General features: G+C 71.7%; 5 protein-coding genes. 2 read left to right on the top strand and 3 right to left on the bottom strand.

Going from position 1 to position 21,082, the window contains the following annotated elements:
* Positions 1–23: 23 nt before the first annotated feature.
* Together ACGF4C_RS04720 and ACGF4C_RS04715 are read left to right on the top strand one after the other, a co-directional pair.
* Positions 24–464 carry a hypothetical protein gene (locus tag ACGF4C_RS04720; RefSeq protein WP_393563250.1) on the top strand — a complete coding sequence of 147 codons (441 nt, stop codon included), beginning with the start codon at positions 24–26 and terminating at the stop codon, positions 462–464.
* Positions 461–787 (top strand): hypothetical protein, encoded by a 327-nt coding sequence (locus tag ACGF4C_RS04715; RefSeq protein ID WP_393563248.1) that lies wholly within the window; start codon positions 461–463, stop codon positions 785–787. Before ACGF4C_RS04720 ends, ACGF4C_RS04715 begins: the two co-directional genes overlap by 4 nt.
* Here the strand turns inward: ACGF4C_RS04715 and ACGF4C_RS04710 are convergent.
* From ACGF4C_RS04710 to ACGF4C_RS04700, 3 genes are all read right to left on the bottom strand, one after another.
* The gene (locus ACGF4C_RS04710; RefSeq protein WP_393563247.1) at positions 743–3,643 is read right to left on the bottom strand and encodes a BTAD domain-containing putative transcriptional regulator; all 2,901 of its coding nucleotides are present in this window, start codon (positions 3,641–3,643) and stop codon (positions 743–745) included. The two genes, ACGF4C_RS04715 and ACGF4C_RS04710, sit on opposite strands and share 45 nt — an antisense overlap.
* A 280-nt stretch (positions 3,644–3,923) precedes the next feature.
* Positions 3,924–4,973, bottom strand: a complete 1,050-nt coding sequence (locus tag ACGF4C_RS04705; protein ID WP_393563246.1) for a polyprenyl synthetase family protein — start codon at positions 4,971–4,973, stop codon at positions 3,924–3,926.
* A 388-nt stretch (positions 4,974–5,361) separates the two neighbouring features.
* Positions 5,362–21,078: a hypothetical protein gene (locus ACGF4C_RS04700; RefSeq protein ID WP_393563244.1), complete on the bottom strand. Its 15,717-nt coding sequence runs from the start codon at positions 21,076–21,078 to the stop codon at positions 5,362–5,364.
* Positions 21,079–21,082: the final 4 nt, after the last annotated feature.

Below are 21,082 nucleotides of genomic sequence, written 5' to 3'. Positions count from 1 at the left end.
TTTTCCCTACCGAGGAGAGACCCATGGGGCTCGTCAAATCCACCACCGTGGCCCAAGTCATCGAGGCCGTACGGCAGTCCGACCCGCTCGCCCGCCCGGTGGTGACCCTGGGCGTGGGGTCGGGGCGCCATCCGTTGCTGTACACCGTGCTGTCCGGCGGCATCGCCGACAACGACAGTTTCTTCATCACCCTCACCGACCGCTCCGTGCTGTTCCACGAGGTGACCTCGGCGGGGTACCGGCCGGGGAAGCTGCGGTACAGCGTCGAGCACGAGCAGGTCCGCACACGGATCAGCGACGTCCGTCGGCGTCCCCTGTGGAGTACCTTCCGGTTCCGGTTCCCCGGCGAGGCCAAGCCGGTCTGGCTCAACGTCCGCCGCGGCTGGCGACCGGAGATGGACCGGTTCCTCGACGCGCTGCACGGGGACCGGCTCCGTGCCCAAGCGGTCGAGGAGCGCTCATGATGAACGCACTCCCCCGCCCCCTGCCGCCTGGTAGCCGATGGATACCCCTGGCCCTGACCGTGGCCGTGGTCAGTGGCTGCGGTCTGACCGGCAGCCCGGCCGACTTCCCCACCCCGAGCCCCCCGCCGAGCACCACACCCGCACCGCCGCCGCGCCCGCTGCCGGACGACAGCGTGCCGGATCTGCCCTGCCCGGCCGGCACCCGGCTACCGGACACCGTCGAGGTGACCTGGTCCGTCGCGGCCCCCGTGCACCGGGCCGCCGGTCCGGACGGAACGTCACTGCTCGCCCTCCGCTGCCGTCCGTTGCTCTTGCAGGCCTGACGGACCGGCCGCCGGGAGGCGGTTGATGAAGGCGCGCGCCCGTTCCTCACCCGTGGGGTCGCCGAGCTGAGCCAGGGCGGCCCCGCCCTCCGCCGCACACGTACGGGCCTGATCCGGCCGGCCGACGGCGGCCAGCACCGAGGCGAGGGACAGCAGCGTATGGGCGCGCTGGGCGTGCAGTCCGTGCACCCGGCAGACGGCGAGCGCCGTACTGTACTCCGTCACCGCTTCCTCGTACCGGCCGAGTTCGGCCAGGGCGTCGCCCAGCACGCGTTGGGCCAGGGCGATGCCCACGGGACTGTCCCCGGGTTGGCAGTGGGCCAGGGCATCCCGGGCGGCCTCCACCGCCCGGTGCGGCCGGTCGAGGGCGAGCTGGGCGCGGGCGAGGCTGACGGAGCACTGGGCGGCCATACCGGGCTCGCCGCTCTCGCACGAAAGGGCGTGCGCTTTCCGGTAGTGGTCGATGGCCGTGTCCAGGCCGTCCGGCCGCGCACTGGCGACCACCCCCATGGTGTACACCACACGGGGGGCCAGGACCCGGTCCGCGGGGTCGAGCGTCTCGTGGGCGCGGGCGGCCAGCTCGGCCGCCTCCTCGTGGTGTCCGACCTGCGCGCAGGCGGCGGCCGCCGCGACACAGCTGAAGACGGTCGCGAGCCGCTCCCCGTGGTGGTCGGCGGCGCGCAGCAGCGTATGGGCCAGCTGGTGGATGGCAGCCCACGGCAGGCAGAAGTCGGTGAACGGCATGAGCAGCGCCAGCAGACCCGACAGGGTGCGGGTGTCCGCCGCGCTCACCGGTCGATAGGGGTGGTGGAGGATCTGGCCGGCGACGGCCAGCATCGCCGGGAGTTCGTGCAACACCCATTCCTGCGCGTGCAGCGCGTCGGTGAAGGCCGCGGCGCCTGGCATGCCGTCCGGATCGGCGGCGTCGGGCAGCCGGCTGTAGGGCCGCTCGGCGCGCATGGCGCTGCTGGTCCCGGTGAGGTAGAAGTGGGCGACCCGGCTCAGGGCGGCCTGCCGCGTGGTGGAGGGGTCGGTGTCCAGGGTCCGGTGGCGGGCGAACAGCCGCAGCAGATCGTGGTAGCGGTACCGGCCGGGTTCCCCGGGCTCCAGCAGGCCGTGGTGGGCCAGGGCCTCCAGGAGTTCCTCGGCCTCCCGCCGGTCACACTGCAGTACCGCCGCCGCGGCGGCCGGGGAGAGGTCGGGCACCTCGGGGATGGCCAGCAGCCGGAAGGCACGCGCCTCCGCGTCGTCCAGCGTCGAGTAGCCGAGGTGGAAGACCGATTCGACGGCCAGGCTGCCGGCCTCCAACTCGCCCAGCCGTTGCGAGCGGTCGCTGAGCCGCTCGGCCAGCGTCGCGAGCGTCCAGCGCGGCCGGGCCACGAGCCGGGCGCCGACGACACGGACGGCCAGCGGGAGCAGGCCGCACGCCCGCACCAGGTCGCGGGCGGTCTGCTGCTCCTGACGGCACCGCTCACTGCCGGCCATCCGCTCCAGGAGGGCCAGGGCCTCCGGCTCGCTGAACGGTTCGAGGGCGGTGCGGGTGGTCGCCGGGAGGCACATCAGCGCCGTACGGCTGGTGATCAGCGCGGCGCTCCCGGCGGTACCCGGCAGCAGGTCGCTGACCTGCTCGGTGTCGGCGGCGTTGTCCAGCAGGAGCAGCAGCCGGCGGCCGGCCATTCGCGAACGGTAGAGCGCGGTGCGCGCCTCCTGTCCACTGGGCACATTGCCGGCCAGGACCCCCATGGCGCGCAGGAACAGATCCTGCACCTCATATGGATTCGCGCGCTCGCGTCCGGCCCCGCGCAGGTCGACGTAGAGCTGGCCGTCGGGGAACTGCTCCCGCACGGCGTGCGCGGCGTGTACGGCCAGCGCGGTCTTCCCGACGCCGCCCATGCCGTGGATCACGCAGATCACCGGAGCGGTGGCGTCCGTCCGTACGGCACCGGCCAGGGCATCGCGTACGTGCCGGCTCTCCCCCGTACGGCCGGTGAAGTCAGGGATGTCGGGCGGGGCCTGCGCCGGCGGTACCCAGCTCGGCCGGTCCGACCCGGCGGCCGGGCCGGGTGCCGGGGACACGGCGGTCACACCCGGCGGCGGTGCCAGCGTCGGGTCCGCTTCCAGGATGCGCTGGTGCAGACTCACCAGCTCAGGGCCAGGATCCACGCCCAGCTCCGCGGCGAGGTGCCGTCGGGCCGCGGTGTACCCGGCGAGCGCGTCCGCCTGCCGGCCGCAGCGGTACAGCGCGAGCATCTGCAACGCACGCAGCCCCTCGCGCAGCGGATGTTCGTCGGCCAGCGTGAGCAGTTCCCCGACGACCCGGTGGTGGTCGCCGAGTTGGAGTTCCAGGGTCAGCCGCGCCTCGACGAGGAGGAGCCGGTACTCCACGAGGCGGTCCCGCTGCCGCTGGGCGTAGGGGCCGGGCACTCCCGTCAGCGGGGTGCCCTCCCAGAGTGCCTCGGCCTCGGTCAGCAGGCGGACGGCCGGCTCCAGGTCCCCCTGGCTGCGGGCCGCCTGCGCCCGGGCATAGAGGCGTTCGGCCCGGGAGACGTCCAGCGCCCCGTCCGGCAGGTGCAGCGCATAGCCGCCGGCGACGGAGACCAGGGCCTTGGGTGCGGTGGACTCGCTCTCCAGGACGGTGCGCAGCCGTGAGACGTGGTTGCGCACCGCGACATGCGCACTGGCCGGTGGCTCCGCTCCCCAGACGTCCCGCACCAGCTCGTCCGCGGAGGCGACCTGGCCGCACCGCAGGGTCAGTGAGGTGAGCACCGCACGCTGCTGGGCCGGTCCGGTGTCCAGTTGCCGCTCACCGCGCCATGCCCTCAACGGTCCCAGTGCGGCGATCCGCAGTGCCGCCATGCCCTGCTCCAACGTTCCCGATCCACGGCATCAGTCAACGGTCCACTTGTCATCGGTCATTGGCTGAGAACCGAGGGCCGGCACTTGCCGGGAAGTGACGCCCGGTAGTCATTATCGCCGCAAGCGCGTGCGACGGGCCGGAGTGTCCACTGATCGATACAGACGGTGGCCACCCAGGCCTCCCGCCGCGGCGGGCCGCTCCTCCCGTAGGGGCGCCCGTCGGCGGTCGTTCACCGAGCGCTGGCCGGCCGGCACGTCATCACCGCATTCCGCGTTCCCCTCACGCTCTGCGATGGATGAGGAAAGGCAGCAATGTCCGGATCTCGTCGTATGCCGTCGGCTCCAGGTCGAGCGCGGTCAGGCAGTCGTTGGCCCGGTCGAGGTGCTGTTCGGCTTCGCGCTGGGTGGCGGCGCGCCCGCCCGCCTCCTCGATGAGATCGGCGGCCCGACGGGCGTCGGCGTCGTCCGGTGTCCCACCCGATTCGAGAATCCCCAGAAGCTGCCCCGCGGCCGGGGTGTCCGTGGCCAGCGCCGCCAGGACGGGGTAGGTCTTCTTCAGCCGGCGCAGATCGTTGTATACCGGTTTGCCGGTGTCCTGCGGGTCCCCCCAGATGCCCAACAGGTCGTCAACCGCTTGGAAGGCCACCCCCAGGTGCCGACCGGCTCGGGTGAGACCTGCGACGGTCGCGGCCGGTGCGCCGGCGAGCACGGCGCCCAGACCGGTGGCGCACCCGAGCAGCGCGCCCGTCTTGTGCTCGGCCATCGACCGGTACTCGCGCACCCGGACCGCGTCCGGTCCGGTCCACGAACGGAACTCGAAGAAGAGGTCGTCGGCCTGCCCGCGCGCCATGTCGTGCAAGGCGTCGGCCAAGTGCCGTACTGCTGCTCCGACTTGTGCCGCGGGAGATTCGCAGAGGATTTGGGCAGCGAGGGCGCACATCGCGTCACCTGCCAGGATCGCGGGTCCGGGACCGTACGCCTTCCAGGTACTCGCCCGCTGCCTACGGGTCTCATCGCCGTCCATGATGTCGTCGTGCACGAGGGAGAAGGTGTGCACCAACTCCACGGTGACCGCCCCGGCGAGGGCGCACTCCGCAGGTGCTCCGGCGGCCTCTGCGCAGAGCACCGTGAGCGCCTGGCGCACCCCCTTGCCCTGGGAGCCGGGGACGAAGCTGCCTTGCGCCTTGGTCCACCCGAGAGAGTGGGCCGCCATTTCGCCCAGCCACGGGTGGAGGCGCTCCACGGCCTCCACAAGCGCCGGTTGCACCAACTCGCGGCAGCGGGCCAGGGTCTGCGACGCGGCGGCCAGGGGCGCTGTAGCGGGCGTCATGATCGGGAGTGTCCTTTCGGGTGGGGATTCAGGTGGACGTCCAGGCAGCCGTCCGGCGCCCACGATGGGCGGTCGGCATACGGAAGGGAGCCCGGTCGGTCATTCGGAGCGCGGCCGGTCGTCCGGAGCCCGGTCGGTCGTCCCGAGCGCGGTCTGGAACGGACCTCGCACACCGCGCACGGTCGGGGCACGGCAGATGCGTGCCCGGCGGGTCTCGTCCGGTCCGCGCCGTGGTCCCGCGCGGAGCCGACAGTGGCGGCGATCCCGGCCTGCGGCACCTGTGCGAAGCCGGGCTCGGCGGTAGCCGCGCCGGGCCGCGAGCACAACCCTTCTGCGGTCAAATTAGGTCGTGAACCGGCCGCGAGGGATGACGGGCGACACCGAAGGATTAGGCAGGCGACTCACCGGGGGACGGCGGGTCGGTTCCCGGCGCCGGGACCTCGGTGACCACCGCGGCGGGCGCCGCCTCGGACCGGGCCGGATCGTTGTCCTGGGCAGGGCCGGACGGCAGACCCACGGAACCGGTCGGGGTCGCTGCCCCCGAACGGTCCGTCCCGTCGGGCACGAGGCGTTGTTCGAGCCCGCTGTCCAGGACGAGGTCGATCGGCCTGCCAACGCTCTGGGCCGCCGCTCGGGCCAGGTCGGCGGCGTGCGCGGTGTCGCCGGCCCGGAGCCGGAGGGGTGCGCTGCCCTCGGCGAGGCCGGCGTCCCGCAGTCTGTCGGCGAGGTGGCGGACGGGCGCGGTGCTGCTCCCGGCGGCCGGCGGCTCCCAACCGGCCATGAGGTCGTCCAGGGCTGCGGCCTCGGGCGCCTTGCCCTTGGCCTCGGCGGTGGGAACCGGGCCGTGGAAGAGGTCCGGATACGCGGCGTGCAGGCCCTCCGCGACCTCGGTCGGCAGCATCCCGTACAGGCCGCCCGGGACCTCCATCGCCAGCGTCCCGTACGGTCCGATGAGGAACGCCTGCACGTCGAAGCCGTAGTAGCGCAGTTCGCGTGGGGTGACGGCGTTGTTCTCGTAGTCGAGCCGCGTCTCGTCCTCCTCACTGGCGCCGTGCACCCTGCCGTAGGACAGTCCACCCGTGCCACGCAGCCCGGTCCCGTCGGCCCCCGGGCCGCTCGCGTAGGAGCGGCCGGCCACGTCCCACCCCCGGGCGCGGGTGCGCACCGCGAGCGGCAGCTCCTCCGCCTCGGCGTAGGAACGGTCCTTGAACTGTGCCTCGGCCACCTGCTCGGCCCGCACCACCCGCAGGCCGACCGTGACCGAGCCGCCGTCGCGCAGCGGCAACCGATAGGTGTGTCCCAGCAGTTCGCCGGAGTGGGCGCGCAGGGCTCCGTCGGTCGCGGACAACCGCAGCCGCATGCCGTATTTGCTGTCCAGCCCCAGGCCCGGCACCTGCCAGGCGCCCGGGAGCCCCAGGTCCCCGGGCCGCTGCCGGGGCGGCAGAGTGGTCAACGCGGCCCACCGGGCCACCGCTTCGCCGGCCGGGAATGCCTTCGGGACGAGGTGCGCGGCGAGTTCGGTCTCCACCGGGCCGGGCGCCGGCCGGTCGCCGGTGTGCCAGTGGACCCGCTTACCGAGGGTGTGCCCGCGGTCGATCAGTGCGGCTTCCGGGTCGACCTGGGCCCGTGGCTGCGCCGTAGTGAGGTGGTCCGGCACCAGGGTCCGCAGGCTGCCGTCGATCACCTTGCCCTCGGCCGCGGTGTCACTGCTCCAGGAGCCCACCTGGTGGCCGTACCAGAAGGCGGCCACCTCGTTCCCGGTGCCGAGGAACCGGGCGGACAGGCTGCCCAGCGCCAGTACGCCGTCCCTGACCCGGGTACCCATCCAGTGCACCGCATGGGGCCCCTGGGCGGCCACGTCGATCTCGACCCGGTAGCGCAGCGGATGGGTGAACTCCTGTGAGCCTTCACGGGTTTTGAGCCGGAAGACGTCCTTGGTGTTCGTGCTGGTCCACCGGGTGTCCGAGGACTTGCTCAGCCATCCCGCCTCGCCGCCGCCGCCGAACTTGACCGAGCCGACGCTTCCCCGGGCCTCGGCCTCCCCGGTGACCTTCCGGTCGCTCGCGACGACCTGCTTGTCGCTCAGCACGGTGGACCGCTCGCCGCCCGACATGAGGGTGGTCTCGGGGCGCCTCCAGTGCTCGACCGCCTCGAACGCCTTCGCGGTGACCCGGATCGCGACGAAGTGGGTCTGCCCGAAGGCGCCCGTGATCGGCATCCACGCGTGGACACCGTTGCCCAGCAGCGCAGGGAGGTTGCCGGCCAGCGCCTCCTCGGAGAAGCGATGACGCAGTGCCTGCATGCGCAGGTCGGGGCGCAGCCCGGCGTCGTGGGGCAGCAGCCCGCGCTCTTGTAGGACCTGTTGGATGTGGGTGAGGACTCCGGCGGCATGCAGCTGCTCGGCGTGCCCGGTCAGCACGCCCAACGCCGGCTCCCGGTAACGGCGGAGGGGCGCCTCGGTGACACCGTCGTCCAACAGGCGATGGGGACCGCGGCGGGGGGCGGGGTGCCCGTCGTCCCCGTCGATGTGTTCCTGGACGTGGTCGGGCACCGCGAGCCCCAGGTCGCTGACGAGCCGGTGCGGTACCAGACTGTCCATTCCCTGGCCGATGTGCAGATAGGTGGTCTCGGACTCGGTGGTGCCGCCCTTCCACCGGATCGCGGTGACCTCCAGTACGACGTCCGAGCGGTAGGCGTGCACCGGCCCCGCGTAGGTGGCCCGGGTTTGCCCGCCGGCGCCCTGCTGCGCCTCGTGATGGTGGTGCCGCGACGCCGACCCGCTCGCGAGCAGGCTCGCCAGCGCCTCGCGGGTGTCATGGCGCACCTGCACGCCGAGCTGCCCGGTCAGTTGCAGTCCGTGCCCGGAACGAGAGCTGTCCGTGGTGCGGTCCCTGCCCTGGAGAGCCCGCTCGATCGAGACATCGGGCCGACCGTGGTGGACGGGGTCGTACGCCCGCAGGCGCAGCCGCAGCGCCTGCTTCCAGTTCTTGTGCGGGTCCAGTGGGACATGCCAGCCGTCCGGTGAGGTCAGTGCGTCGAACTCGGTGTGCAACGCGGAGGTGTGCATGCTGTGGCGCAGTGCGAGCGGGAACTCCCAGCGCTCGCTGAGCACATCCGGGAGGATGCCGTTGACCCGCCGGTACTGCTCCACGGCAGCCCGCAGCAGCTCGTCGGTGTGCAGGAACACCGGGTAGACCGCACCCGAGTGGTGCTCGAAGGGGATGTGGGCGGTGGCCGGCCAGTCGGTCAGCGTCCGCACGGCGCCGTAGCCCGCACCGACCGGGGCCGGGTCGGGAGCGGGCGACAGCGCGGCGGCGCGGGCGGGGGTGTGCTGATCCGGGACGGCGAAGACCGCTGCCACGGTGCCCTGGTCCTCGATCCACCAGTGGGCGTCGGCCTTCGGGTGGTGGACGCTGACCTCCCACACCGCGTCGTAGGCGAGTTCATGAACGAGGCCGGTGGTCTGGGTACGGCGGTGGTTCTTGTACTCGGCGGACAGCGTGCTGCCGGTCGCTCTGCTCCAGCTGCCGCCGGCCTGGAACTTGCCCACCCGTACCGTGAACCGGTCCGACACCTTCAGCTGAGCGGCGGCGTTGGCCGAGGCGGACAGGGCGATCCCGTGGGAGCGTTGCACCTGCATCCCCGCGCGGCTGACCGCCTTCCCGTCCATCGTCATCGCATACGTCTCGGTGCCCTCCAGCCGGTCGCGCAGGTGGAGCCTGGCGGAGACGTCGAAGCTCTCCCCGCCGATCGAAAGCCGCTGATCCAGTCCGGCGAGCACCACCCCGAGGTCGCCTTCCAACGCGGGGCGGCCGTAGTACGTGGTGAGAAGCGCCTCCAGTCTCGACCGGTCGGCCAGGGAGGGCCGACTGCGCAACTCGGTCATCATCGAGTCGAGTTGCCGGCGCAGTTCGCCGTACACCCGCTCCGCCCCGGGCAGGCCGATGAGCGTGCCGAACCCTTGGCCCCGACCGGAAGCCAACTGCCGGGGCGCGAGCGCTTCCACTCCCCCAGGGTCGGTACCGGGTTCCCCGGTCCGCACCGCCTCGGTCACCACCTCGCCGAACATCCGCCGCTCGAACTCGGCAGCCGTCCTCAGCGGTACCAGGATCTCGGTCGCCACGGTCACCCGCACCGGGCGCACGTCCGGGTGGGTCTCGGACTGCGTGACCACCTCCACCCGGGTCTGCACGTGATAGCGCGCATGGTCCTCGTGACGGGTCAGCACCGTGTGTGCCTCCCGGCTGCTGTTGACCGCAAGAGAGACCGTGCGGGAGGACTCGGCCGACGCGCCCACGGACAGGTTGCCCAGATGACCGTTGCCCGTCGCACTCATGCCGAGTACGTCGATGCCACCGCCGATACGGCTCTCGCCGGTCGTTGCCCGTGCGTTCTTGTCGTGGGTGACCAGCCCCAGATCCTCTTGGATCCGCACCGCCGTGGTACCGACGTACTGCGCACGCTCCCAGACGGTGTTCGCGGTGAAGCGGCCGGTGAAACGCCTCAGCACGGAGGTGCTTTCGTCGAACAGACCGGAGGAGTCGCCGGTGGTCGTCCAGAAGCGGCTGCGGGTGCGAACGATGTCCTCGTTGGTCAGTTCCTTGCTCAGCTTGGGCATCAAGGCGGCCACCGTGTCCGCCGGGATGCCCGCCCGGCGCAGCTCGCGGACCAGGCCGGCCACCACCGGGCCGGTGTCCATGGCCTGCAGGGTCAGCGGTGCCCGGGTCAGGTGCGGGGCGTCCGGGGAGACCGGGCGCATCGGGTGGGCGACGTCGTCGGGCCGGGGCTCCTGGGCCGAGGAGAACACCTCGGGGAAGCGCACGGTCAGATCCCGCGGGGTGACGGTGTCGTGGGGGGCGACCTGGCCGTCCACCGACACCTCGACGTGCAACTGAGCGGCGAAGTCCGTGGAGCCGGTGGTCTTCGGCGTTCGCCCGGAGATCACCTCGAACCCGTCGGTGTGGCTGCGTTTGGTGCTGCCGCCCGCCGACAGCTGCGGGACCGGGCCCGCCACCGTCGACAACCCCGTGGCGCCCACCGTGAGCACGGTGGCCAACGCGGCGTTCAGCGCGCTCCGCGTCTCCCGCTCGGTACCGCTGCTCACCTTGGCGGAGCCGTAGAAGACCTGGTGGTCCCCGGCGCCCTCAGGATGTGGCGTTCCGGCCGCGGTCACCTCACGCAACACCGGCCGCAGCCACACCGTCTGACCGGCGACCGCGGCCATCCGCCCCTGACGCAGCCGCTCGCTCCACTGGTCACCGCTGTCGGCGGCCAGCAGCTCACGCAACTCCCGCTCGATGCCGGCCCGCAGTTCCTGCTGGTGCGCCGGTGAACCGGGCAGACCGGTGAGCGCCCCGGCGACGGCGGCGGCCTCGGTCTCCACCCGCGCCCGATCCCACCTGGCCGCCCCGGCGACCTCGATCCCACCGTGGGCACCGTGGTCCACGTACCAGGGCGGGCGGGGCTGGGGCGGCTGTGGTGCGACCGGACCGGGGGCGCTGTCGGCCGAGCGGATCGACCCGCCATCGGAACGGGAGGTGCCGGTGAACGTGTGCTCGGTGTCGGCCGTTCGCACAGTCGGCGACTGGGAGGTCTGCCACCGGTCCAGGCCGACTCCGTCGTGCGGAGCGGAGGCCCCGGCCCCCGGCCGGTCACCGTCGGCGGTCGGATTCCGGAGTGCGTAGCCGTGCAGGACGACGCTGGCGTCGACGGTGTCCTCGATGGCTGCCAGATAGCGCTCCGGCAGGGGCGCCAGGCGCGTGGTGTCCGCCATCAGGCCATCGGTGTGGGCGGACGCGCTGTCCGCGTTCCGGCGGAAGAGGAAGTTCGGGTCCCGGTACTCGTCGGGCAGGCCCAGGTAGTGGAAGACCTCGTGGAACACCATCGGGAGGTACTTCCGGTCCTCGGTGTGCGGGCCGAGGTTCCAGTGCCGCTGGTCGGAACGACCAGGGTTGTCGGACCGGCTCACGCTCACATGCTCGGGGTGACCGTCATCATGGACCAGCCGCAGCTCGACATGGAACTGATCACCGGAACGAGGCAGCGCATAGCCGACATCGTTGATGTGCTCGTCCAGCGCGGCCTGGATGCCTGTCTGAAGGCCGGCCAGGTCATGCTCGGACAAGCCACTGCCGGCGAGGCGGACCGGGAGCGTCACGACGTGGTCGCGCACCCAGGTGCGGTTCCCGGCCTGGATACGGGAGACGTCGGCGCGCATCAGGGTCTGTGAGCCGGCCAGCGTGCCGGGAGCACGGTGGGGACTCATGGCGTCGACGGCCGGGTCGAACCTCTCGGCACGCAGATGCCCGACTGACCCCTCCGGCACTTCGTTCCGCCGCCCCACCCAGGCCGACGGGTCGGCGGGAAGGGGCACCTGGCCGGCCGGACGGGGCAGCGCCGGGGCGTCTGACGGGGTTTCGGGAACGTGCAGTGGCGCCAGGCCGACCGAAGGTCCTGCCGCCGACCTCTCGACCGGCACCGCGTCCAACTGGCGCTCGCTTTCCGCAGTGACCCAGCGGATTCCCTGGAAAGCCTCCAGCGCACGAGGGGAGAACAGCGCTATGGCCTCATTCCGCTGGAATGTCGGATAGGAGGAACCATCGAACTCGGCAACACCCTCCGCACCCGCCTTCATGGCGAACCGCTGAAGCGGAGAGAATTTTTCACCACCGGGGATCCGGTCCTCGATCATGCCAGGGCCACTGATCTGCGGTGCCAGGTTCTTGAGCTCCTCGGGGAACCGCGACGGATCCGCCAAGGGCACCGTCATGTGTTTCCGGAGCGCGGCGAAGTTCTTGGGTATCGCGTCCAAGAGCGAGGCGATGAACTCCGATCCCGGTGGCGTGACGATGAGGTGGTTGCCGAGGACTCCCGCGTCCCACCGAAGCCGCGCCGCCAGATCGACCTGCGCCATCCGGTCGGCGGGAGCGTCCGCCCCTGCCGCGGCCAGCGCGTCGGCGACGCTGCCCATGTCCCGCACCCGCGGGGCGAGCAGGGGGAGGTCCTCAGCACGCATGGTGATCTCTGCCATCGAGGACAGATCCACGGTTCCCGGATGCAGGTCCACGTCGGCGTAGACACCGCCGAGCCGTTCAAGGACCGCGTAGCGCGCGATGTCGGAGGCCAGGTTGTAAGCCCCATGCGCCACAGCCGTCTCGTAGACCTCAAGCACCTGGGGCCGGTCCGCTATGCGCAGCGCCTCAAGCGCATCCTGGTGGACGGTGACGAGCTGCTCAAGACGCGTGCGCACCGGCTCGCTCCACTCAGCGAAGGTCGCGTCGGTCCACAGATGCTGTTGCCATCTGCCCCCGGCCGATCGCGCCCACGCCTCAAGGTTGTGCAACGCCCCCGCGCTGGGCTCCTCGCCGATCCAGAAGAAGTGCACGTCCTTGGGTACGGGAGTGAGCGCACCGTCGGGCAGGGCGATCCTCTCGGCAACCCGCTCCGCGTAGCGCGCGTCGAGCTCACCGCGCAGTACGTGAAGGTTCTGAAGCTCCAATCGGCGCAGCAGGAGCCGGACTCTGGCATCTTGGCCACGCCTGGCGGACTCGTCGACGTAGTCGCGGAGCGCCTCGCGCCGGTCGGCGTCGAGTTGCGTCCGGTCGTGCGCCAGCAGCCGCAGTACGCGTGCGGGCCCGTCGTCCGCCGCCCAGATCCGGACCGTACGCCGGGCCGCACGAGCCTCCTCGGGGGTCCGCGACTCCGCGGGCGTCCCGGGAAATGGAGCGGTGGATTCGCCCTGGCCCCGGGAGCGGGGAGCCTGGAGCAGGGCAGTGCCGGACAGAATGTCCGGATCTCCGGGCCACAGCCGGGAGATCTCTTCGTTCAACCGGCTGCGCAGCACGTCCCACACCGCCCGGGCACGCACCAACCCGGTGTCGGCCCGGCTCGATATTCCGCGCAACGAGCCCCATTTGCCGGCCCCGTTCCCGCCTCCTTCGACGTAAACCCGGAGCGGCTTCTCGTCATGGGTGACCCGCCGCACCGCTTCGGCGGCGACCGCATCCGAGAAGTCCTTGATCTTGGTCAGTTGATCGCCCCCCGGTCGCTTCGAACCCTCCCCGAAGGCGATCTCCTCGGTCGCACGGAAGGACTCCCCCGACGGGTCGTCCGGCGCGAGGGAGGTCGGCCAGCGGTCGGCCTCGTGGGGCGGTGACCCGCCGTCGGGGCCCGGGACGGCGGGCGAACGGACGTCGGTGCCGCCGCGCTCCTGGGCGGACGGCTCCGCCGCCGGTCGGGGCCCACGCGGCACAGCGACGCTGCTGGTTGCGGCGTCGCCCGCGGGCTTCGGGGGGCCGTCGGTGAGGGCCCGCCCGCCGTCGAGCGGCGAAGCGCTCTGCACGCCCCCGTGTTCAGCGGGTTCGTCACCGCCCACCACCCCGGCGGTGTTCCCGTGCGGGGTGTGGTCGCCGGTAGGGAGCGCGCCGGGAGCAAGGGGGGGCACCGGCTGCACCGACGGGCCGGGTTGGGGCCGGTGCGTGGCGTGTTCTCCCGGCTTCTGCTCGATGTTCTCGCGGGTGACCGGCACCGAGTTAGGCACCATGACCTGCGGGCGGACTACGTCCTTGAGCAGGAAGCGCGCCAGTTGCCTCGCGTCCTTCTCCCGGAGGGCTCGGCCTATCTGGGGGTCGACCTCGCTGATGCGCGCCACCTCGGCCAGGGTCCGCTCGACCAGACCCGGGACGATGTCCGGGCCGACCAGCACATTGTGATGAAGCGGTTCCGGGCGCTCGACGCGTTGTCGCTGGTTCGAGTACACCTGCCTGCCGTGTGCCTCGTCCCCCAGCTGCATCTGTATGTGGCTCAGCTGCTGCCGACGCTCCTTGGTCAACTGCAGGGCCGAGACGTCCGGGAGGGATGTCGCGCCCATTCCGGCGCCACGTTTGAAGATTCGCAGTTGGTCCCACGAGCGCGACGGCGTGAGCCCGGAGACGGACCTGTCGAGCAGGAATTTTCTTTTGCTGCCGGTGAACGAGGCCACGTTGGGATCACCTGTGTGTTTGGCCATCAACGTCGGGAACTCACGCGCCGAGAAATCGCTGAGCATCGCCCACCCCGACGACATCTCCTCCAGGCCCACGGTGATCCGGGCATCACCGAATCGGGTGGCGCGGAACTGGTTGTCCGGCGCCTCGATGAAGAAGAACACGAATCCTGTGTTGGCCATCACGTGATCATCGAATGGATCCGTGTTGTGGGCGCCGCCCGATTCCACCTCGATCTTCGACTTGGACTTGAGCAGTCCGTCGGCCAGCAGCGCGGGTACCCGCTCCGACCTGGTGTAGTGCCGGAGCATGAATCCCTTCAGCTCCTGCTCCAGAGGCTGTCGCATGGCGCTGTACCACTCGGCGTCGTCTCCACTGATCGCCTCGGTTTCCTCCCGCAACGATCGCAGATGCATGGCCGAGAGTTCGTCGAAGTATTCCTTGCCACTCTTTCCTACTGCGCCCGTGTTCATCGCAAAGCTCTCCTGCGACCAGAGCAGTCCTTGGCGGGTCATGAGCTCATACGGACCTTCGGGCGTGCTGGACGACCACCTGAGGAAGTCCAGGGCGCCCCGCACGTGCTCCAGTTCACCCAGCACGACTTCACGGAAGTCTTCCGCCCCGTCCGGAAGCCGGCTCGCGATGTTCTCCAGCGTCCGCTGCTGCGCGGTGAGCTGCGAATCCTTCAGCTTGTCGTAAGCATCCACCTCCGCGATCACTTCATCCGGCGCCACGCTCTCACCGATGTGCTCCCGCAACGGCCTGGCCAGACGTCGCACCACGGCAGGACCCGCGGTGCGCACTTCATCCTGCGCGTGAGGGCGCTCGCCGACCGCCTGTGCGTCGGTCGGCACCTGCTCGTCCGAGTGCTGCGGCGGTCGGCCCGAGCTGCCTTGCTCTGGGCCGGGTGAGCGTGATGTGGGCCAGCGGTCGGTGGTGGGGTGGTGGCTGCGCTGGACGGGGGTGCCATCGCTTCGGACGGCGAGGGGGTGGTCGCGCAGCACGGTGTTGGCGTCGACGGTGTTTTCGATGGTGGTGAGGTAGCGCTCGGGCAGGGGTGTGAACCGGTCGGCCTGCACCATGAGGGCGTCGTCGGAATGTACGGCTGGGCGTTCCCGGTCGGAGCGGAAGAGGAAATTCTCCTTGAGGTATTCGTCCGGCAGGCCGAGGTAATGGAGGACCTCGTGGGTGATTTTCGGTAGGGGGGCGGTGTCGTTGCTGTCTCGGGGGAGGTTCCAGTGGCGCTGGTCGGTGGGGGTGGGGATGCGCGAGAGGAGGACGTGTTCGGGGTGGTGGTCGTCGTGGACCAGGTGGAGCGTGACGTGGAGCTGGTCGCCGGAACGGGGAAGCGCATAGCCGGTGTTGACGTGGGCGTCGAGGGATTCCTGAAGCCGGGTGTTGAGCGCGCTGAGGTCGTGCGGGGTGACGGTGTGGTCGAGGCGGACGGGGAGGGCGACGGTGTGGTCGCGGACCCAGGTGCCGTTGTCGGCCTGGACACGGCGGACTTCGGCGCGGATGAGGGTTTGGGCACCGGCAAGGGTGCCGGGGAAGCGGCTCGGGTCCAGCGGGTTGCCGGCCGGGTCGAACCGTTCACTGCGCAGTAGCGCGGAAGGCGCGTTGTCGCTGCGGTGCCTCCAGGTGTCGGGCGCGGCGAAATCGGCCACCCTGCCACCTGGCGTGACGGGAGCAAGGGGGGCCGGCTGCTCCGGCGGGCCGGGTTGGGGCCGGTGCGTGGCGCTTTCTTCCGCGGTCAGCGGTTGGTAGTGGGGATTGGGGATACGGTCGCCGACCGGCTTGCCGTCGACGGTGCTCAGCTCTTGGGCGTACTTGATGAAGCGGCTCTGCACGCCGCCGGGGAAGACGATCTCCTGCTGGTCCGGGAAGGGAGAGGCGATGTCCAGGGTGGCGTTGATGTCGATGCCGCCGAGCGGGTCGATGGCGTAGATATGGCGGTACTTCGTCACGCGACCGGTCTGCTTCATGGTCTGCTCGACGTAGTCGTCCAGGGTGGTCGCGCTGACGAACACGGTGTCCTGGGGCCCGTTGAAGACATAGTCGACCAGATGGGGGATCGACACTCCCTTCGGCGGGAATCCCTCCGCGAACACCCTCTCCGGGGCGTACTCGCTGTTGCGGTAGATGTCCGCGCCGGAAGGCCGGCTCCATACGGGAATCGGGTGGATCGCCGCCGGATCGACCGCGCGGCCCGCGACGTGCGGAAGGCTCGTGGGGGGATTCTGAGCGGCCCGGTCCACGTCCGGAAGGCTCTCGGTGCGCCCGTCCGACGACCCCAGGAGTGTGCCGTTGTGGTCGTACCAGTTCCAGGCCGGGGTAGGAAGGCTCCCGTCACCACCGTGGAGCTTCCCCTCGACATCGCCGACCCTTCCGATCAGCGGTCCGTTCTCGCTGTACTCGCCGATGAGACTGCCGTCTTGGAACTGCGCGACGAGCATCGGGTCTCCATCCGCCAGAATGCGCCACCGGCTGTTCTGAAGCAGCTCTTCCAGATCGGATCGTTCGGCGTACTTCGCCGGCAGCTCGGGGAAGACTTGCGCATCCCCGGCGCCGGATTGCTCGAACGCGCGCGAGGTGGACCAGCGGTCGAGGGAATCCGCGGGCACCGGTTCCTCGCCCGCTACCCGAACGACGGCGGCCGGTGATACGTCGGAACGCGCGTCGCCCTCCGGCGAACGAGAGGTCGGCCAGCGGTCGGCCTCGTGGGGCGGTGACCCGCCGTCGAGATCCGGGAGGGCGCGCCCGTCGTCGAGTCGCGTAAGGCTCTGCGCGCTGCCGTGATCGGCGGTCGCGTCACCGTCCGCCACCCGGAAGGTGTTCTCGTGCATGGCCTCGTGGGCGAGCCACTTGTCGGCGTCGAGTCGCTCCGGTCCCCAGTGCTCGCGGTACTCGGTGAACCATGCCTCGCCGTAACGCTCCTTGAGGTCGGAGAGCTCTGCGAAGGGGATGGGGTCCTTGTCGGCGGCGAGGGCGTCGAAACCGCGGGCCGCGCCTTCCAGCGCGGGCATGACCGCGGACTCGAAGGCCAAGTGGGCCGCGAGGTCGTCGTCGAGGGCCTGGCGGGTCTCGTGCCACCGCTGGAGCCGGTCCGCCACTCCGTCGCCACGGAGCGCGTCAGGCGTGGGGAACAATTCGTCGAAGGCTTCGCGTACCCGCTCGGCGTGTCCTTCGCGGACCCGTTCCGCGGCGTCGTAGGAGAGGATGTGGCCCTCACGCCAGGCGGCGACGCGCTCGCGGGCCTGCCCCTCTGCGGCGTGGAAGCCGTGCTCGCGGGCGGCGTGGAGGGTGATCAGGTCGTGGATGCGGTCGGCTGCGGTGAGTTCTCCGAACGTCTTGCCCCAGGTGTCCATCTCGGTGTCGCGGGTACGCAGCAGTCGCCCGTCGATGCCGCGTGCGATCTCGGCGGCGACCCGGTCGGCGAGGTGCTCCGGTGCCGGGCCTACGGGGTTGGAAAGACCGAACGTCTCCGCCGTGGTCCTGTCGAGCCGGGACAGGCCCTGCTCGTGCCAGCCCTCGGCCGTCTCATGAACGGTGTCCAGCACCGTGCGGATGGCGGTTTCCCGGGCCGCCTGGACGGCGAACTGGTGCGGAAGCTCCTCCAGGCGCTGCTCGAACCGGCCGTTGAAGTCCGCCACGGCGTCCTGCGGGGAGCCGTGGAAGTCGTCGGCCGAGTCGACCGAGGAGAACACCGCCGTGAAGTCCGACTCGACCTGCTCCCGCAGCGTCGTCCGCAACAGTCGCTGACTCTCCTGGGACACCCCGGCGTCCGCCGCCACACCCGTCTGCTCCAACAGCCTCTCGCCGGCGGCGTCGAGACCGTTCCGCCAGGCCCCGGCGGTGTGCTCGACCGCACGGTCGGCGCTGTCCAGCGCCGTCTCGAAGCCGACCCGCAGGTCCAGGTCCCTGGGGAGGGCGGCGGTGAGTTCGTCCAGTGCCCGCTCGCCCCGGACGGTCCGCTCCGGAAGGGCCTCCCCCACGTCCTCGGGGGTCCGGTACGCCTCGGCGGCCGCCTTCTCCACCCGGTTCCGGAACACCCCGGACAGGTGATCCTGGGCCCGGCCGACCATCTCGCGGGACAGGACCGGCTGCGGCCCGAACTCGTCTGCGGGCGCCGTCAGTTGGCGGGACGCGGCCTCGACGGTCCGCGCGAAGCGTTCCATGCCGACGCGCACGGCGGCCTCCCGGACGGCGGCCAGCTCCAGCCGTCCGTGCAGGTCACCGAGGATCCGCTCACGGGATTCCGGCGCGGCCGCCAGCTCGGCCCGCACCATCTCCTCGGCGCGGCTCCGGACGGCGACGGCGAACTCCTCCGGGCTGTGCTCCGGCAGTCGTTCCGACCACTGCGTGAACGCCGCGTCGAGACGTTCCCGTACCTCGGCCCGCTCGCCCGCCACCCTGGCCGCCTCGGTGAGCTGTGCGTCGTAGGCCCCGTGCAGCTCCCGCTGCGCCTGCTCCCAGTGGCGCTGCTGCTCCGGTGATGCCTGGGCGTGGTCCGGTGCCGGTATGTACTCGGGGAGACGGGAGGACGGCCAGTGCGCCGTGGGGTCGTCGTCCGAGCGAGGGTGCGGGGGGTGCGGGTCGCCGCCGCCGTCCGGCGGGTCCCGGCGGTCGTCGTGGGGCGAGCCCTGCGGCGGCTCGGCGTGCAGCGGCTGCCCGTTGGAGTCGGCGGAGGGGTGCGCGGGCGCGGCGGAACCCTCCGTGGTCGTGGACGTGGTCGTCCGTGGCTCCGCCGCTGCGTGGGTGGTGGCTCCGTGCGAGGCGGTGGCGGGCTCCCCGGTTCGCGGGGGGCCACCGGCGGTGCGGAGGGGACTGTCTGCTGCCGGGTCGTGGGCGGCCACCGTGGGAAGCGACCTGGGCGCCTCCGTACCCGTCGAGCTGAGGCGCACCGGTGTCCCGCCCGCCGGTCCCACCGGGGGTTCGGCCACCGCACGCACCGCCTGCGTCGGTACCCGCTCGGGGTGCGCTGTCGGTACCCGCTCGGGCTGCGCTGTCTGCGTCGACGTGCCCTCGGCTGGCGGGCCGGACAGGCCAGGCAGGCCGGGGTGTTGAGGTTCCCCGGCGGCCTTGCCCAATTGGTGCGTGATGGGCAGCACGGTCAGCGGGTCGGTGGAGGTGACTGACGGAGGCTCAGACGCTGGTGACGGGTGGTGCTCGACCGCCGGTGTGCCCGACGCGACGGAGGTGTCCGCGAGGGGCGGAGAAGCAGGGTGCGAGGAAACAGGGTGCGGAGAAGCGGGCTGCTCCGCCGTCCTGGCGGCAGGATCCATCCCCGGCAGGCCCGTCGTGTGCTCCGGCACGTTGTGTGGGAGGGAGGGGGCCGCCACCGTGGACGCGGATGCCGCCTCGGCCGTGGGCACCTCCACCACCCTGGGGGCCTCCACCCTGGGGGCCTCCACCCTGGGGGCCTCTGCCCTGGGCGCCTCCGCCGTCGCCGGTGACGTCGACGCGGTGGAGGTGGCCGGGGTGGTCGTTGGCGCCTGGTGCTCCGGCGGGCCCGGGGTGACCGCGTGGGAGCCGACGGTGGCGGGAGGTTCCGCGTGGGAGCCGAGAGTGGCAGGGGCCTCCGCATGTCCCGGGGACATCGTCGGAACGTCCAAGGCAGCCGAGGCAGCCGAGGCGGTCGTAGAAGCGTGCTGCTCCGGCTGGCCGGTAGCCGGGCCGGACGCCCGGGTCGCGCCGGCCGGGGAGTCGGTCGCGGTGGACGGGGCGGTGGACGGGGCGGTGGTCGCCGCCCCCCGCTCCGTTTCGATGCCTCCGGCGGTGGTCTGCGGGGCGGTCTCCGGGGCGGTCGCGGCGGGTGACTCGGGCCGCGTCGCGGTGGCCGTCCCGGCCTCCTCGCGCTGCTGCGACCCGCTGTTGCCGCGGCGTTCCCCGGTCGTCGCCGCGCCCCGCGCTGGCGTGTCCGCGGACGCGATCGTCGTCGCGCTCCCGGCCCGCGTGTCCGCGGATTCGGTCGGCGGGGTGCGTCCGGTGTCGCGGCCCTCATCGTCGAGGGTCGGTGTCGTGCGTCCGGTGTCGCCGGTCCTGCCGTCGAGGGTCGGCGCGGTGGTGCCCGAAGGGGACTCAGCTCCGCCGCCCGGTGCCGTTCCGGTCGTCGACGCAGCGTCTGCCTGCGGCGGCGCCTCGGTCATCGATGCGGCGTCGGTCTGGGGCGCCGCCTCGGTCGTCACGGGCTCGTCCGAGGGGCGTCCGGTCGACGCACCGTCCACCGGGTGTACCGGGGGCCCGGCCTCACCCGTGAAGTCCTCGGAGAGCTTGGCCGCCTCGGGCACTCCTTCGGCCTTCTCGATGCCCTCAGGCGAGGCCCCGCCCGGCCGGTGGCGCCATCCGGTCGCGCCGCCGATCGCACCGGAGGCGGCGGCGAGGCCGAGGTCCTGACCCGCGTCGAACACCAAGTTGGTCGCCGCGCCCACCGCCACACCGGACACCGCACCGGTTACGGCGTGACCTGCGATGGTGCCGGAGAACTTGGGGGCGAGCGCGCTGCCGGCGAAGGAGATCGGCATGCCGATGGCGCCGCCCAGACCGCCCATCGCCGCGCCGAGGGCGGTGCCCTGCACGTCCCACTCGGTGCGGTCGCCCTTGAGGAACTGGATGCCCTGCACCGCGGCGTCCATCGCCGCCTGGGTAACCGCCGCGCTGACCACCGCGTTGAAGGCCCGCCGCAGGATGAGTTGGACGTTGATCCGGACGGCGGTGATCTCCGCCGGAATCAGCGCGGAGCCGTAGAAGGAGCTCGTCAGGGCGACGATCTCGGCGGCCAGCCACGCGCTCTGCGCGAGGATCATGTACTTGGCGTACTCGACCTGTAGGGCGGTGTTGACGCTCATGGTGCCGATGTCGTCGGCGGCACCGGCCATCGAGGGGACGGTCTGGCGAAGGCGTGACATGAAGGAGCCGAACGCCGACGCGGCTGCGCCCTTCACGCTGCCGAGCACGCGGGCCGTCACCGGATCGACTTCGGCGGCGACCCGGTCGAGTTCGCGGGCGGCGCCCTTCCACACGGCACCGATCGCCCGGACGTGGTCCTCGTCCGGCTTGGGCCAGTCCCCGCCGGCCGCCCACGAAACGGCCCAGGCGATTTCCGGGGGGATCTGGATGCCCATGGGA

The sequence above is a fragment of the Streptomyces sp. NPDC048197 genome (assembly GCF_043202395.1).
GTDB lineage: Bacteria > Actinomycetota > Actinomycetes > Streptomycetales > Streptomycetaceae > Streptomyces > Streptomyces siderophoricus.
Note: the sequence above shows the minus strand (reverse complement) of the source record. Positions and strands in the feature narration are given on the sequence as shown.